The sequence below is a fragment of the Demequina capsici genome, assembly GCF_032102965.1.
Lineage (GTDB): Bacteria > Actinomycetota > Actinomycetes > Actinomycetales > Demequinaceae > Demequina > Demequina capsici.
The window spans coordinates 2,761,352-2,777,045 of the sequence record NZ_CP134880.1 but is presented as its reverse complement, the minus strand read 5'-3'; the positions used below and the strand labels follow the sequence as shown (position 1 = coordinate 2,777,045).

At 70.8% G+C, this 15,694-nt stretch carries 16 protein-coding genes; 10 read left to right on the top strand and 6 right to left on the bottom strand.

From position 1 onward, the window contains the following. Positions 1-7: 7 nt before the first annotated feature. The 5 genes from RN607_RS13230 (at position 8) to RN607_RS13210 (ending at position 4,386) form a co-directional block, all read left to right on the top strand. Positions 8-628, top strand: coding sequence for a GNAT family N-acetyltransferase (locus RN607_RS13230; protein ID WP_313497929.1), 621 nt, complete (start codon positions 8-10; stop codon positions 626-628). 23 nt (positions 629-651) lie between these two features. After that, complete coding sequence (locus tag RN607_RS13225) at positions 652-1,656, top strand: NAD-dependent epimerase/dehydratase family protein (RefSeq protein WP_313497927.1); 1,005 nt, start codon at positions 652-654, stop codon at positions 1,654-1,656. A 104-nt stretch (positions 1,657-1,760) separates the two neighbouring features. Continuing rightward, complete coding sequence (locus RN607_RS13220; RefSeq protein WP_313497925.1) at positions 1,761-2,891, top strand: serine hydrolase domain-containing protein; 1,131 nt, start codon at positions 1,761-1,763, stop codon at positions 2,889-2,891. 113 nt (positions 2,892-3,004) lie between these two features. Then, on the top strand, positions 3,005-3,379 hold the full coding sequence (locus RN607_RS13215; protein WP_313497923.1) for an ArsR/SmtB family transcription factor: 375 nt from the start codon (positions 3,005-3,007) through the stop codon (positions 3,377-3,379). Positions 3,380-3,405: 26 nt separating this feature from the next. After that, entirely contained in the window at positions 3,406-4,386 is a 981-nt protein-coding gene (locus tag RN607_RS13210; protein WP_313497921.1) for an SRPBCC family protein, read from the top strand. Here RN607_RS13210 and RN607_RS13205 read toward each other — a convergent pair. Genes RN607_RS13205 through RN607_RS13195 form a run of 3 tightly spaced genes read right to left on the bottom strand, consistent with a single transcriptional unit; the run spans position 4,374 to position 7,427 of the window. Continuing rightward, a complete protein-coding gene (locus RN607_RS13205; RefSeq protein WP_313497919.1) occupies positions 4,374-5,165 on the bottom strand; it encodes a putative protein N(5)-glutamine methyltransferase in 792 nt (263 codons plus the stop codon). The two genes, RN607_RS13210 and RN607_RS13205, sit on opposite strands and share 13 nt — an antisense overlap. A gap of 34 nt (positions 5,166-5,199) precedes the next feature. Beyond that, positions 5,200-6,741: a sensor histidine kinase gene (locus RN607_RS13200; protein WP_313497918.1), complete on the bottom strand. Its 1,542-nt coding sequence runs from the start codon at positions 6,739-6,741 to the stop codon at positions 5,200-5,202. Then, entirely contained in the window at positions 6,738-7,427 is a 690-nt protein-coding gene (locus RN607_RS13195; protein ID WP_313497916.1) for a response regulator transcription factor, read from the bottom strand. The genes RN607_RS13200 and RN607_RS13195 overlap by 4 nt, the downstream gene beginning before the upstream one ends. Before the next feature lie 247 nt (positions 7,428-7,674). On the opposite strand from RN607_RS13195, the gene RN607_RS13190 reads away from it, so the two are divergent. The 5 genes from RN607_RS13190 (at position 7,675) to RN607_RS13170 (ending at position 12,182) form a co-directional block, all read left to right on the top strand. After that, on the top strand, positions 7,675-8,289 hold the full coding sequence (locus tag RN607_RS13190; RefSeq protein WP_313497914.1) for a DUF4956 domain-containing protein: 615 nt from the start codon (positions 7,675-7,677) through the stop codon (positions 8,287-8,289). After that, a complete protein-coding gene (locus RN607_RS13185) occupies positions 8,286-9,062 on the top strand; it encodes a VTC domain-containing protein (protein ID WP_313497912.1) in 777 nt (258 codons plus the stop codon). The genes RN607_RS13190 and RN607_RS13185 overlap by 4 nt, the downstream gene beginning before the upstream one ends. Positions 9,063-9,084: 22 nt before the next feature. Continuing rightward, positions 9,085-10,887, top strand: a complete 1,803-nt coding sequence (locus tag RN607_RS13180) for a carbohydrate-binding domain-containing protein (protein ID WP_313543089.1) — start codon at positions 9,085-9,087, stop codon at positions 10,885-10,887. A gap of 229 nt (positions 10,888-11,116) precedes the next feature. After that, positions 11,117-11,575, top strand: coding sequence for a VOC family protein (locus RN607_RS13175; RefSeq protein ID WP_313497909.1), 459 nt, complete (start codon positions 11,117-11,119; stop codon positions 11,573-11,575). A gap of 25 nt (positions 11,576-11,600) precedes the next feature. Then, positions 11,601-12,182, top strand: coding sequence for a dienelactone hydrolase family protein (locus tag RN607_RS13170; protein ID WP_313543087.1), 582 nt, complete (start codon positions 11,601-11,603; stop codon positions 12,180-12,182). A 47-nt stretch (positions 12,183-12,229) separates the two neighbouring features. Here RN607_RS13170 and RN607_RS13165 read toward each other — a convergent pair whose 3' ends face one another. The 3 genes from RN607_RS13165 to RN607_RS13155 all read right to left on the bottom strand — a co-directional run bounded on the left by RN607_RS13165 (position 12,230) and on the right by RN607_RS13155 (position 15,694). Continuing rightward, the gene (locus RN607_RS13165; RefSeq protein WP_313543085.1) at positions 12,230-13,330 is read right to left on the bottom strand and encodes a Fic family protein; all 1,101 of its coding nucleotides are present in this window, start codon (positions 13,328-13,330) and stop codon (positions 12,230-12,232) included. 317 nt (positions 13,331-13,647) lie between these two features. Next, positions 13,648-14,925, bottom strand: a complete 1,278-nt coding sequence (locus RN607_RS13160; RefSeq protein ID WP_313543083.1) for an ATP-binding protein — start codon at positions 14,923-14,925, stop codon at positions 13,648-13,650. A 112-nt stretch (positions 14,926-15,037) separates the two neighbouring features. After that, positions 15,038-15,694 (bottom strand): response regulator transcription factor, encoded by a 657-nt coding sequence (locus tag RN607_RS13155; RefSeq protein ID WP_313543081.1) that lies wholly within the window; start codon positions 15,692-15,694, stop codon positions 15,038-15,040.

Here is a 15,694-nt window from a genome sequence, read left to right as displayed (position 1 = left end):
TGTGGCCATGACGGCCGTCACCCTCGAGACCGACCCGACCGTGCGCATCGTCCCCGCGTCCCAGGCGCGGCGCGAGGACCTCGACGCGATCTTCGACGCCCCGGGCGACCAGCGCTCGTGCCGATGCCAGTGGACGCGCCTCGCCAGCGCGGAGTACCGGACCATGACGGCCGCCGCACGTGCAGAGGCGCTGGCCGAGCAGGCCGGCTGCGATCGCGGCGGCGATGCGGCCAGCTCGGGCCTCATCGCCTTCGTCGACGGTGAGCCCGCGGGGTGGGTGGCCGTCGAGCCGCGCACCGTCTACCGACGGTTCCGCACCGCCCGGATCCCCTGGCTGGGCCGTGACGAGGACAAGGACGACGACGGCGTCTGGGTCGTGTCGTGCTTCGTGGTGCGTCGCGGCTTCCGCGGTCGCGGCCTCATGGCGGTGCTCGCCGCCGCAGCGGTCGCGCACTCCGCCCAAGGGGGCGCACGGGCCGTGGAGGGATATCCGGTGGTCCTCGATCCGGCGAAGGGCACCTACCCCGGCGAGCTCTACGTCGGCACCGTCGGAGCCTTCGAGGCGGCGGGGATGACGGAGGTGGCCGCGCCCAGCGCCCGCCGCCGCGTGATGCGCATCCAGCTGTGACGCCCCGGCTCTAGCCTTGAGCCATGACGCACCGCCCGCTGAAGATCCTCATCCTCGGAGGAACCGCCTGGCTGGGGGCGCTCACCGCCCGGACCGCCATGACGCGTGGACACGACGTGACGTGCCTGGCACGGGGAGTCTCGGGCGCGGTGCCCGAAGGTGCGCACCTCGTCGTCTCGGATCGCGATCAGCCCGGGGCCTACCGGCAGGTGGCGAACCGCGACTGGGACGCGGTCGTGGAGGTGAGCTGGCAGCCCCGTCATGTCCGGGAGGCCGCGGAGGCGCTCGCCGTGCGCGTGGGCCACTGGACCTACGTGTCCTCGGTGGCGGCCTACCTTCCCGTGCGGCACGTGATCGACGAGGACGCGCCGCTGCGCGAGCCCGCCGCCGTCGACGAGCGGGTGGACGGCTCGCGCTACGACGCCGCGAAGTCCCGCTGCGAGGCCGACACGCTGGTCGCGCACCCCGACGCGATGGTGGTGCGTGCCGGGGTGATCGCAGGCCCTGACGACCCGACCGACCGCACCGCGTACTGGGTGCGTCGCGCGGCGCAGGCCGGCGACGGCCCCATGCTCGTCCCTGCCGAGCCCGCCGTGCCGGTCCAGATCATCGACGTGCGCGACCTGGTCGAATGGATGGTCGAGGCGATCGAGGCCGGCGTCACGGGGCCGGTCAACGCGGTGGGCGCCAGGATGTCGATGAGGACGCTGATCGACGCGGCCCGGGACGTCGCGTGCGCCACGGGTCCTCTTGTCGAGGCGCCCGGGCCGTGGCTGCTCGACCATGGCGTGCGCGAGTGGAAAGGACAGTCCTCCATGGGCCTGTGGGTGGACGACAAGGGCGAGCCCGCGCGCTGCGGCTACCACTCCGATCGGCGGTACACCGGGCTCGGCGGACGTCGGCGCGCGCTCGCGGACACGCTGAGCGACGTGCTCGCGCAGGAGCGTGCGCTCGGCCTCGACCGCGAGGGCCTCGCGCCTCTCAGCCGCGGGCGGGAGCTCGAGCTGATCGCGCAGCTGGCGGGCTGAACGTCCCGATCCTCACGCGTCAGGTGCCGTGGAGGTCAATGCAGGCCCCGCAATTTCGGCACGCGGCGTATCGCATCCGCTCCGCTGCGTGACACGATGTGCGAATGACAGCTCTCGCCGCCCGCCTCGACGCCGCCATCGACGCTGCGCTCGAGGCGGAACGCCTGGTGGGGTGCGTCGTGCTCGTCGCGGTCGACGGCGCGGTCGCGTACGCGCGCGCCGCGGGCATGCGCGACCGCGAGGCGGGTGCACCCATGCAGCGCGACTCGATCTTCCGGCTCGCGTCCGTCACCAAGACCTTCGTGACCGCCGCCGCCATGCGGCTGGTGGAGGAGAACGTGGTGGGCCTCGACGAGCCGACGTCGCTCTGGCTCACCCGCTTCCACCCCCTGCTGCCCGACGGCACCGAGCCGGACATGACCCTGCGTCACCTGCTCACCCACACGTCGGGGCTCGGGTACGGCTTCGCGCAGCAGCCTGGCCATCCGTACCACGCGCTCGGGGTCTCCGACGGTCTCGACTCGTCCGTCGAGACGCTGCACGAGAACCTGGACCGGCTCGCCCAGGCGCCGCTCCACTTCGCGCCAGGGGAGCGATGGGAGTACGGGCTCAGCCTCGACGTGGCGGGCCACCTGCTCGAGGCGTCGTCCGGAGTGCCGCTCATCGAGATCATGAGGCACGCCATCATCGAGCCGCTGGGTCTCCACGACCTCGGGTTCGTGGCGAAGGACCTGCACCGTCTGGTGGTGCCGTACGCCTTGGACGCCTCCGGACCGGTGCGGATGACCGACCCGTACGTGCTGAGGTACGAGGACGGGACGTCGACCGTGTTCTCGCCGAGCCGCGCGACGTCCCCGCAGCTCTATCCGTCGGGCGGCTCGGGCATGGTCGGCACCGCCGACGAGGTGCTGAAGCTCCTCGAGGCGCTGCGCCGTGACGGTCAGGGGATCCTCACGCCCGACTCGGCGGGGCAGATGATGTCGATGCAGGTGGGGCCGGAGAACGAGTGCAACGGTCCCGGCTGGGGCTTCGGGCTGGGCGGGGCGGTGCTCGCCGATCCGGCTGTGGCGCAGGTCCCGCACTCGCCGGGCACCTTCGTGTGGGGTGGCGCGTACGGTCACCACTGGTTCGTGGACCCCGCCGAGCGGATCACGACGGTGATCCTCACCAACACCGCGCCGGAGGGCATGGACGGCCCGAGCGCGGCCGCGATCACGCAGGCGGTCTACGGCTGAGCCTCGCACGGGGTCGAGCGCTTCGCCTCGTGGGCGTCGGCCGGGTCGTCCCGTGATGCCCTCGCCTCCGCTCGACTGGCGGATCGCGTGCATCGGACGTATCGTTCAACCAAATGGTTGTATCAACTGATCTGACCGACGCCGAGGTGGACCGCCTGTTCCACGCCTTGGCCGATGCGACGCGACGAGACATCGTCCGCCGTACCCTCGCCGACGACGCGTCGGTGACCGACCTCGCCGCCGCGTACGCGATGTCCTTCGCGGCGGTCAGCAAGCACGTCGCCGTGCTCGAGGAGGCTGGACTCGTGACCCGCCACCAGGACGGAAGGCGCCGCCTCGTGCGCGCCGATCCCGCCCGCCTCGCGCGAGCCCAGGAGCTGCTCGCCCGCTACGAGCAGCTCTGGCGCCACCGCGTCGGCCGTCTCGATGCCCTCCTCGGCGAGGCGTCGCCCGCGCCCCATCCGCGACCCAGCGGTCCCCACCCCTGACCCGCCCGCACCCCGGAAGGACCACCATGCCCATCACGAATGTCGAGAAGGACCTCGACGCCCTCACCATGACCATCACCGCCGAGTTCCCGGTCCCGGTCTCGCGGCTCTGGGGCGCGTTCGACGACCCGCGTCAGCTCGAGCAGTTCTGGGGCCCTCCCGGCTGGCCGGCCCGCTTCACCAGGCACGACATGGCCGTCGGCGGACGCTCCCACTACACGATGACGGGCCCGGAGGGGGAGAGCTCGTCCGGCTACTGGGAGTTCACCCGGATCGAGCCCGGCAAGACGATCGAGCTGGTCGACGGCTTCGCCACCGACGACGGCGAGCCCAACCCCCAGATGCCCACGATGCGCATGTCCATGGTGTTCGAACCGACCGACGCAGGCTCACGATTCGTGTCCACCACCTGGTTCAACTCGCTCGACGAGCTGAACCAGCTGCTCGAGATGGGGATGGAGCAGGGCACCCTCATGGCCATGGGCCAGATGGATCGCGTGCTCGAAGGGCTGCGCGAGTTCGCCGCGGGCAAGGGCACGCTGCTCGAGGAGCTCAGCGAGGTGCACGTGCGCATCACCCGGTGGATCGAGGCCGACCGCGACACCGTCTGGCACGCGTACAACACCCCCGAGCTCATGCGGCAGTGGCTGCTGGGCCCCGACGGCTGGCGCATGACGGAATGCGAGATGGACCTCACCAAGGGCGGCTCGTACCGCTACGCGTGGGAGCCGGAGGAGGGCACCGAGGGGACGGCCTTCGGGTTCGAGGGCGAATGCCTGCTCGCCGAGCCGCCGTACCGCGCCGTCACCACCGAGCGCATGCGCGGCACGCCCGCGCCGCAGACCACGAACGACCTCACCATGGTCGAGGACGACGGCGGCACGCTCCTCACGCTCGTGATCCAGTACCCCGACGAGGCCAGCAAGGAGTTCATCCTGGGCACCGGCATGGTCGAGGGCATGGAGACCAGCTACGCGCGCCTGGAGCGGATGCTTCAGGACGACTGAGCGCGCGGCTTCGACGCCACCACGACCACGGCGCCCAGCTGGTCGTCCCGCTCCACGCGGGAGGTCAGGCCGAGCGCCGTGGCGTGCGAGGCGGTGAGAGGGGCCTGCGGTACGGACGTCTCGACCACCGCGTGCCCCCCCGGGCGCAGCAGCGCGGCGGCCGCCTCGAGCACGCGCCGCTGCAGATCGGTGCCGTCCGCGCCTCCGTCGAGCGCCCGCAGCGGCTCGTGCTCCCGCGCCTCGCGCGGCATGTGCGCGATCTGAGCGGTGGGCACATAGGGCGGGCAGGCGGTGACGACGTCCACGCGCCCACGCAGGTCGGGAGCCAGGTCGTCCGCCATGTCGGAGACGACGGCGGTGGCGCCGTACGCTCCCAGCGTGACCGACGCGACGGCCACCGCGGCAGGGTCGAGGTCGGCGCCGATCACTGTCGCACCCGGCCGACGCGACGCGACGACGGCCGCGATCGCGCCGGTGCCGGTGCACAGGTCCACCACGACCCCGTCGGCCGGGGCGAGCGCGACGGCCAGACGCGCCACGAGCTCGGTGCGTCGACGCGGCACGAAGGTGCCGGGAGCGACGGGGATGCGCAGCCCGGCGAAGTGCGCCCAGCCGACCAGCGGCTCCAGCGGCTCGCCCGCGCAGCGCCGTGCGATCAGGTCCTCCAGCGCCGCGGACCCGCTCGCGGCCGCCTCGACCAGCAGCGCTGCCTCGTCCTCGGCGAACACGCAGCCCGCAGCCCGCAGCCGTGCCGCGACGGCCGTCAGGTCCGGGTCCATGGGCCGACGCTACCGCGCGCGACGCCGGGGCGGCTCAGTCGCCGAGCGCGGGCGTGCTGGCCGACGGCGCCGACGCGGTGGACGCCGGCGACGGCGCGGTCCGCACGATCGGGGTCGCGCCGGTGGTCAGCGGCGCGCGCGGGATCGTCATGGTCACGGTGGTGCCGTGCCCCACGGTGCTCGTGACGTTGAGAGTGCCGCCATGCGCGTCCACGATGGCCGCGGTGATCGCGAGGCCCAGCCCGGCGCCGCCACCCGTCGCACGCGAGCGCGACGAGTCGCCGCGCACGAAGCGCTCGGTCGCCCGTGCGGCGACCTCGGGGCTCATGCCAGGCCCGTCGTCCTCCACCGCGATGCGGACAGCGCCGGAGGTGGTGGTGACGCGCACCGTGACGTTGTCGCCGCCGTGGATCGCCGCGTTCCGCACGATGTTGATCACGGCCTGCCGCACCTTGTCCGCGTCGACGGCGGCGATCGCGGGGCCGTCGGCCTCGAGCGCGAACTCGGTGTCGGGGTCCGCGGCCGCGGAGTCGCCCACGATCTCCGCCGCGAGGGCGGTGATGTCGGCGTCCACCCGCTGCAGCTCGGGCAGCGCGTCGTACTTCGCAAGCTCCAGCATGTCCTCGACCAGGCGCTTCATGCGACCGGCCTCGGACTCGGTGCGCACCCAGGCATCGTCCACGTCGGCCTTGTCGGACAGGGCGCCCTTGCGGTACAGCTGCGCATAGCCCAGGACCGTGGTGAGCGGGGTGCGGAGCTCATGGGACGCGTCGGCGACGAACTCGCGCAGCTTGGCCTCGGAACGCTCGCGCTCGGTGAGGGAGGCCTGAAGACGGCCGATCATCCCGTTCAGCGCGATCGCCAGGTCGTGGCTCTCGGAGCCCGCGGACGCGCCCTCGAGACGCACCGACATGTCGCCCTCGGCGATCTGCTTGGACGCGTCCACCATCCGCCGCATGGGCGTGATCCCCAGCCGGATCACCCACAGGCCCACGAGAGCGAGGCCTGCCAGCAGCGCACCGATGCCGAACGCCTCGATCACGACGAGGCGGGTGGTCGCGTCCTGCACGCTGTCCATGGACAGCGCGGTGAACGACCAGTAGGTCCCTCCGGAGGCGTTGAAGGGCCGCACCAGCACCCGGTACTCGCCGGCCTCGCCGCCCAGCGCGTCGACCGTCGTGGAGAACGCCTGGCCGTCGGCGAACAGCGCCACGTCGAGCTGCGACAGATCGGGCTCGGTGTCGTCGGACGCCGTGTTGGGCTTGAGGGCGAAACCGTACGATCCGTCGGTCGCGTTGATGAGCCCGGTGTAGGCGTCGGAGGGCCGCTCGGAGCTCTCGGTGGAGCCGGGCGGCGTGAGCGGCACGATGACGTCGCTGCTCGAGTCGTTGCGGTGGAGCAGGACCGCGTCGATCTGGCCGGAGTACGACTCGAGCCGGGCGTCGAGCTGCTGCACCAGATAGCTGTGCGTGGTGACGGTGACGGTGACGGCCACGCCGATCGCGATCGCCGCGACGACGGCGAGGCCGATCATCAGCCGGGTCCTCAGAGAGAGCCCGGGGTGCGCCTCGCTCATGTGTGCTGGACCCTCATCGTGTAGCCGACTCCGCGCACGGTGTGGATGAGCTTGGGCTCGAAGGCGTCCACCTTGCGGCGGATGTAGCCGATGTACGTCTCGACGACCGACGGGTCGTCGTCGGGGGAGTAGCCCCACACGTTCTGCAGCAGCTGCCCGCGCGACAGGACGCGCCCGGTGTTCTGCAGCAGGAACTTCACGAGGTTGTACTCGGTGGGCGACAGGTGGATCTCCTCGCCGTTGCGGGTGACGCGGTGCGACACGTCGTCCATCGCGAGGTCCGCGAGCGTCCACGTCTCAGCGGAGTCGGGGGACGCGTCGACGCGGCGCAGCACCGCCTCGACGCGCGCCACGAGCTCCTCGAGCGCGAACGGCTTGGACAGGTAGTCGTCGCCGCCGATCTGCAGGCCTTGGACCTTGTCCGATGCCGAGTCGCGCGCGGTGAGGAAGATGACGGGCGTGCGGTTGCCGCTGTCTCGCAGGCGCTTGGTCACGGCGAAGCCGTCGAGGTCCGGCATCATCACGTCGAGCACGATGAGATCCGGCGCCGACTCACGCACCAGCTTGAGCGCGGTCTGACCGTCGGGGGCGAACGTGACGTCGAAGCCCTCGTACTTGAGGGCGGCGACGAGCATGGTGCGAAGGTTGTCCTCGTCGTCGACAACCAGGATGCGGCGCTGTGACATGCGAACAGTCTCACAGAGACGGCTCCACGTTCGCTGAGAACAGGTGGTCAGAACGCTCAGATCGGCCACGTGGTTCCCGCCGAAACCGCGCGAATGGGACCAGAACCTGCAGGAAACCGGTCGCCGGCGTGATCGGCGAGCTCTCTGTGGTCCTTCTTAGCGCTTTCTTAGAATCCCCAGGTTTGCTGGATGAACGAAGGGTGAACAGCCCTCATCGTCCCAACGACCACGCTCAGGGGAGCCCACCATGTCAGTCTTCGCCTACATCGCCGCCGATCTGGTGGCCATCGCCGCCCTCGTCTTCGGGCTGTACTTCCCGCGCCATAGGCGCAAGGACCTCATCGTGTCCTTCCTCGCCATCAACGTGGGCGTCATGGGCGTCACCTACGCCATGGCCACGGCCGACCTCACGCTCGGGTTCGGCATGGGCATCTTCGCGGTCCTGTCGATCATCCGCCTGCGCTCCACCGAGATGGAGCACAACGAGATCGCCTACTACTTCACGGCGATCGCGCTCGGCCTCCTGGGCGGCTTCCCGTCGGGCAACCCGGCGGTGAGCTTCACGCTGATGGCCGTGCTGCTCGCCGTCATCCTCATCGGCGACCACCCCGCCCTGTTCGGCCGCACACGCATGACCCAGCTGGTGCTGGATCGCGCCGTCGCCGACGAGAAGGCCGCCTCCGACCTCGCGGCCGCCATGCTCGGCGCCACCGTGCACCGGATCTCCATCCGCAAGGTCGACTACGTGGCGGAGACCACCGCCTGCGAGGTGCGCTACACGCTGATCGACCCGGACGACGCGCTGGGCACCGTCGCCGCGACGGGCGAGCTCCACGTCACGAGCCCGGCGGGCCTGCGATGACGCTCGTCACGCCCTGGGAGGCGTACGTCGGCACCCTGCCCGCGATCAGCCTCGAGCAGATCGAGACCACGGCGGCCATGCTCACCAGGGTGGACCGCAAGTACGTGGTCGAGCCCGGTCACTGGGCCGAGGTCGTCGCGTCGCTCGACGTGCCCGTGCAGGTCCTGGAGATCGACGGACGGCGGTCGTTCCGCTACGAGTCCGTCTACCTGGACACCGACGATCTGCAGATGTACCGGGACGCAGCGCGCCGGCGACCTCGCCGCACCAAGGTCCGCACCAGGCACTATCTGGACACGGGCGCCTCGGCGATCGAGGTCAAGGAGCGGAGCGCCTCAGGATCCACGGTCAAGTCGCGGCTGTTCCTCGACTCCCGGCCCGACGTGGCCGAGGGGCTCACGTCGGAGGCGCTCGACTTCGTGGGCGGCTTCCCCCGCTTGGCCGATGTGGCCGCGTCGCTCCGTCCCTCCCTCACCACCACCTATGTGCGGACCACGCTCGTCACCCCGGACGGGCGGGTCACTGTCGATGCCGGAGTCGAGGCGCATGACGTCGACGGCCGATCCATCGCGTACGACCACCGCCTGATCGTGGAGACCAAGGTCTCCCACCACGCCGGCGCCGTGGATCGCACCCTCTGGGCGCGAGGCATCCGCCCCGCCCGCGTCAGCAAGTACTGCACGTCCATGGCCGCGCTGCGGCCCGACCTTCCGTCCAACCGCTGGGCACGGACCCTGCGTCGGCACGTCGACGCACCCGCGCTCGCGAGCTGAGAATCCCCGAAAGGCCCCACCCATGAAGATCCCCCGCAAGCCTGCGATCGCGTTCGCGTCCTTCGCCGCCGCCAGCGCGCTGTTCCTCAGCGCGTGCTCCTCGAGCACCACCGACGCGTCGTCCAGCACCACCACCGACTCCTCGACGGACTCGACCACGGAGACCGTCTCGTCGTCCACGACCAACGGCGAGGCGACGTACGACGACCTTGACATCTCGGACGTCGATCTCAGCCCCAGCACCGACGGTGCGACGACGATCACCCTCGCAGACGGCGCCTCGTCGTCCGACGGCGACGGTGTCACGATCGACGGCGACACCATCACCATCACCGCGGCCGGCACGTACGTGCTGTCCGGCGAGCTGTCCGACGGCCAGGTGGTCGTCGACGTCGAGGACGGCGACGTGTACCTGGTGCTCGACGGCGCGTCGATCACCATGTCCGGCGCTCCCGCGATCCAGGTGGACAACGCGTCGAACACGATCGTCTACACCGAGGCGGGCACCACCAACACGCTCGCCGACACCGGCACGTACGACGACACCGACGAGGAGACCGGAGGCGCGGCCCTGTGGTCCAGCGACGACCTGTTCCTCGCCGGTGAGGGAACGCTCATCGTCGACGCCGGCCGCAACGACGGCATCACCAGCAAGGACACGCTCGTCATCGCGTCCGGCACCGTCGAGGTGACGGCCGTGGACGACGGCATCCGCGGCAAGGACGCGCTCGTCATCCTCGACGGCGACATCACGGTCGACGCAGGCACCGGCCACGCGCTCAAGTCCGACAACGAGGCGGACGACGAGGACACCTCCCGCTTCGTGGGCGTCGTGTGGATCGAGGGCGGGACGATCGACCTCACCTCCGGCGAGGACGGGATCCACGCCGCGAACCAGGTGACGATCGACGGCGGCGACGTCACGGTCGATGCCGGCGACGACGGCATCCACTCGGACGTGTATCTGCGCATCGGCGACGCCGAGATCGACATCACGAACTCGTACGAGGGCCTGGAGGCGGCGATGATGTACCTCGACGCCGGCACGGTGTCGATCGTGTCCAGCGACGACGGCATCAACGGCTCCGACGGCTCGGGCCAGTCCGACACGACGGGCATGGGCGGCGCGCCTGGAGGCGGCTCGATGCCGAACGGCGGCGGCCCCGGCGGTGGCAGCGCATCGGGCACGTCCACCACCACGGACGGCACCACCTCGACGACGTCCACCACCACCACGTCGGGCACCATCTCGGTGACCTACACGACGTCGACCGACGACACGTCGACCGCGAGCACCACGACCACCGCCATGGGTGGCGTGGACGCCGCCGAGGAAGGGGTCCTCGTGACCATCAGCGGCGGCACGTATCTCATCAATGCGGACGGCGACGGGCTCGACTCGAACGGCAGCATCGAGATGACCGGCGGCACCGTCGTCATCTCCGGTCCCACCAACAACGGCAACGGCGCGATCGACTACAACGGCACGTTCGAGATCACCGGCGGCACGATCGCCGCGTCGGGCGCCTCCGGCATGGCCCAGTCGCCCTCCAGCGGCGAGGCGACGCTGTCGATCTCCTTCAACAACACGGTCGCCTCGGGCACCACCCTGTCCGTGCTCGACTCTGACGGGAACCTCGTGATGTCGTTCACCACGGAGAAGACGTCGTCCTCGCTCGTGCTGTCCTCCTCCGAGCTGACGTCGGGAGAGACGTACACGGTCGTCTCGGGCGGCACCGCCTCCGGGGGAGACGCGTACGGTCCGCTCATGATCGGCGGCACCCTCACGGGCGGCGACACCCTGGGCACGCTCGACGCCTCCTGACCCGGCCGCACGGGGCCGCCGCACCGTTCCGGGATGCGGCGGTCCTCGTGCGTCCTGGCAGGACATGAGTGTCGATCGCGGCGCAGATCCTGCCGCCATGTACTGCCAGCGCGACCTGGCCGCCCCGGCCGGTGCGGAGCGACACGGTGAGCGTCGCCGCGCGTGACGCCGGAAGCGGCCCTAGCCTGAGATCGTGCGCGCGGGCGCACCGTCCCGGAGGAGGCCGATCATGGCGACCGTCAGCACCTATCTCAACTTCGACGGCACCTGCGAGGAGGCGTTCGCCTTCTACAGGACCGTGTTCGGCACCGAGTTCTCGGCGCCCGTGATGCGCAAGTCCGCGATGCCCGCAGGCGAGGGGATGCCTCCGCTCGCGCCCGAGGAGGCGGAGGGCGTGATGCACGTCGCGCTCCCGATCCTGGGCGGCCACCAGATCATGGGCACCGACATCACCCCCAGCATGGGTCACGTGCTCAAGCACGGCAACGACACGTCCATCAATCTCGAATGCGACGACCTGGCGCAGCTGAACCACCTGTTCTTCGCCCTGTCCGAGTCCGCAGGCGAGACCTTCGGCCCCATGCCGATGCCGTGGGGCCAGCACTTCGCCACCGTCGTGGACCAGTTCGGCATCCGCTGGATGCTGGTCGCACCGCTCGAGGCCGCACCGGCCGCCCCGTCCGCGTAGCGTGAGGGGCGGAAGGGAGTCCGCCATGGCCACCGTCGTCCTCATCCACTCCGCCCTGGGCCTCACGCCCACCGTCCTCAAGTGGGCCGATGACCTCCGTGCCGAAGGGCACAACGTCATCACCCCCGACCTGTACGAAGGCGCGATCTACGGCAACCTCGACGAAGGCGTGGCGCACGCCGACTCGGTCCCCATGAGCGCGCACGTGGCGGCCGCAAGGGCGGCGATCGCCGAGGCCGGCGGTCTGGGCCCCGACCCCGTGTACGCAGGCTTCTCGCTCGGGGCCGCGGTGGCTCAGATCCTCGCGCTCACCGACCCCGATGCGCGGGGCGTGGTGCTGATGCACGGTGCCATGTCTCCCCAGTGGATCGACGGCGCCGAGTGGGGCGAGCGGCTCACCGGCCAGCTGCACTACGCCGTGGACGACCCGTGGTGCGAGGCGGAGGAGGTGCAGGCGTTCGTGCGCTTCGCCCCCGACGGCGCGCTCGACGAGTTCAAGTACGACGGTTCCGCGCACCTCTTCGCCTTCGAGCAGCTGGGCGAGTACGACGCGTACCAGGGAGCCCTCATGCACGATCGGGTGATCGCGTTCCTCGCGGAGCTGTGACCCTCGTGTCGGGAGCGCTGCGCGGCACAGGGCGTTCGACGTGACCCTCAGCGCCACTCGGTGGAGGGCATGGAGCGATGCCCGATGCGGTCCTCGAGCTCACCAAGCTCGTCCATCACGTCGGATGCGACCCACACGCGGGAGCGTGCGGACCCGGTGATCTCCTCGAGCACGCCCGCATCAGTGAGGTGGTCCAAGGCCTCGTAGGCGCGGCGATGCGACGCTCTGGCAACCTTCTCGGCGCGTCCGATGTCGAGCACGGGGCTGGACAGCAGCCCGTCGACGAGGGTGCGGGAAGCCGAGCCTTGCCTCGCTGTGATCTTCTCGTGCCACGCCGCAGGCATCGCAGCAAGGTGGTCTGCGGACTCCAGCGCCGCCTCGGCCGCGGTCGACGTGCACTGTGCGACGTAGCGCACGAGCGGTTCTGGGTCTCCAGCCCGGTAGGAGGCAAGATGCGTGAAGTACATGTCCGTGTCTGCGAGCATCGCGGCCGCGACGGGGACGGTCGCCGACACGGTGAGGCCGCGCCTCCGGTATGTCGCGCCGATGAGCGCGCGGCCGATGCGCCCGTTGCCGTCGGTGAACGGGTGGATCGACTCGAACTGGCCATGCGTGATCGCAGCCTGCGCGACGGCGGGCATGTCGGTGCGCGAGTGGAAGGCGAGGAGGTCGTCCATGAGCGGCCGGACGTTCGCGGCGTCGCGTGGGGCGAGGTCCGACCCGCCGATCCAGTTCTGCATCGGACGGTACTTGCCGGCGAACTGAGCTTCACGCAGGTCGCCGTCGAGGAGCCGTTGGTGGGCTTCCAGGATTGCGTCGTGCGTGAGCGGAGCGTGGGCGCAGGAGTCGGTCAGCGCTGTGAGGGCGCGGCTTGCGGCGACGGTGGACCGGGCGCCGGCCGCCGCATCCGCATCGACGGAGGCGCGTGCAATGTCGTCAAGGGTGGAGTAGACGTGCTCGATCTTGGAGGACGCAACAGCCTCGGATCGTACGAGCAACTCGCCGAGGCCACCGAGGTGTTCGGAGCGGGACTCGATCCGAGCGATCGCGGCGACCGCATGCTCGAGCTCTGCCGTGAGGCTGGTCGGCAGAGTGACCGGCTGCTGCGCGATGTGTGCCGGGATCTCGACCGTGATCTCGGTGAGCATCCGATCGGCACGGTGGGGCCTGTTCCCTGAGACGCCCCGCTGGTCGGGGTTGGTGGACCATGGGCGGGTCTCGTGGGTTGCTGCGGGCCGTCCGGTGGCGGCGTGTTGCGTTCCGGTTGGTGTCGCTGCGGCGTCCTGCGACTGTGGGGTGCTGCCCATCGGTGCCTCCATCTTCTGACACCGGCAGTAATGTGAAGTGCTGTATATATCAATAAATGACACTCAGGACTTGTCTTGATGTCAGATTCGCGGTGAAGTCAAGTCCCTGCGCGTCACCGACATCGCCCGGCTCCACGCCCTTGTGGGGCTTCCTTGGGTCAAAGGCGCGCGACGGACTCGATGTCCTCCTCGAACTCCGCGACCACCTCGGGCGCGACGGTCGCGCGCGTGGCGCCGATCGCGTCCAGATAGTCGGCCGTGGTCGGGCCGCCCGCCACGCCCTCGTCCGCGGCGACCGCCTTCTCCAGCGCCGCCTGCGAGGCGCGTCTCGCAGCGAACTCGATGTCCGCGGGCGTGAACCCGTCGGATGCCGCGACGAGCGCTGCGACGTCCACAGGCCCAGCCGCGGGCGGGATGAACCGCTCCCAGATCGCCACGCGCGCCTCGGCGTCGGGCAGGCCGATCGGGATGACGTAGTCGAAGCGCCCGTGCCTCAGGAACGCGGAGTCGAGCGAGCGGATGAAGTTCGTGGCGCACACGAGCAGGCGGTCAGGGCGCTCGCGGAAGGCGGGGATGATCTTCAGCAGCTCGTTGGTGACGCCCTGCAGCGGTGAGGGCGGGTCGCCGCGGCGGTGCGAGGCGATCTCCTCGACCTCGTCGATGAGGACGACGGCGTGCTCCAGCTCGTCGATCCGGGTGAACGTCTCCCGGAGCGCCCCCGCGAGGCCCTTCGGGTCAGCGGCAAGGCGCGAGGGGAACACCTCCACGAACGACCACTCGAGACGTGAGGCCACCGCCTTCGCGAAGGTGGTCTTGCCGGTCCCCGGCGGTCCGAACAGCACGACCGCACGCGGCGGAGCCACCCCGAACCGGTCGGCCAGCTCGGGCTGCGCCAGCGGCAGCACCAGGCGCTTCTCCAGCAGCTCCTTCTCGTGCCGCATGCCGCCGACCGCATCCCAGAGGCCGCGGGGCAGCAGGCGTCCTCCCAGCTCCGCTAGCGGGCCGCGCTCCTCGCGTTGCACGGGGAGCCGACGCTCCAGGTAGCGGACAGCCTTCTTCTCCGCGAAGCCCGCGTCGCGGTACGCGTCCAGGTAGTCCTGTTCGGCGGGCACCAGCGCGGAGACGACGGTCACTCCGTCGTCGGCCACGCGGCTCTCGATCGCGCCCAGCAGAGCGGCTCCGATGCCGCGGCCGTGCCAGTCCTCGTCGACGGCGTGGAACACGACCCAGGCCTGGTTGTGGGCGCGTCGACCGACCGCGGCGCCGACGACCTCCTCGCCCACGACGGCGACCACCGCGTCGTCCTCCTGGGCGGAGGTGAGGACCTCGGCGAGCGCGTAGACGGGCTCGGCCCCAGCGGCGCGGGAGCCCTCCCACAGCCGAACGATGTCCTCAAGATCCTCAGCGTGGGCGTCGCGGATGCGCCACGAGCTCATGTCGTCCTCCTCTGCACGTCGATGTGCTCACCGGGTATACCCCAGTGGGTATCGAGGGTAGCGGCGGCGCGGACGACGCGCCAGGGGACTCCTGGCCCTCACCACCCAGTATTCACGCGGACGGGCGCCTCGCGCCGAGCGAGGTGAGCACCGCGAGCACGCGCCGATGGTCGTCGGGCGTCGCCACCAGCCCCAGCTTCGCGAAGATCGACGTCACGTGCTTCTCCACCGCACCCGCGCTCAGCACCAGCGTCTCCTGGATTCCCGCGTTCGATCGGCCCTCGGTCATCAGCGTCAGCACCTCGCGCTCACGGGGCGTGAGGGACTCGAGCGGATCGCGATGGCGGCTCACCAGCGCTGCGGCGAGCTCGGGATCCAGCACCGTCCCGCCCGCAGCCACCGACTCGATCGCGCGCCCGAACGCCGCGATGTCCGTCACCCGGTCCTTCAGCAGGTAGCCCACGCCACCGCGTCCATCAGCCAGCAGCTCCTCCGCGTAGGCGCGCTCCATGTGCTGCGACAACAGCACGCACGGGAGGCCGGGAAGCTCGCGCCGGAGCTCGAGGCAGGCGACCAGGCCGTCGTCCGCGCCGCGCGGCGGCATGCGGATGTCCGACACGACCACATCGGGCCGCCCCTGCTCCCGGACCGCCGCCAGCAGCTCGGTGGCCGAGCCGACAGCAGCGACCACCTCGTGGCCCAGCTCCGCGATGAGGCGCACCAGCCCCTCGCGCACGAGCGCCGAGTCGTCGGCCAGGACGATGCGCAT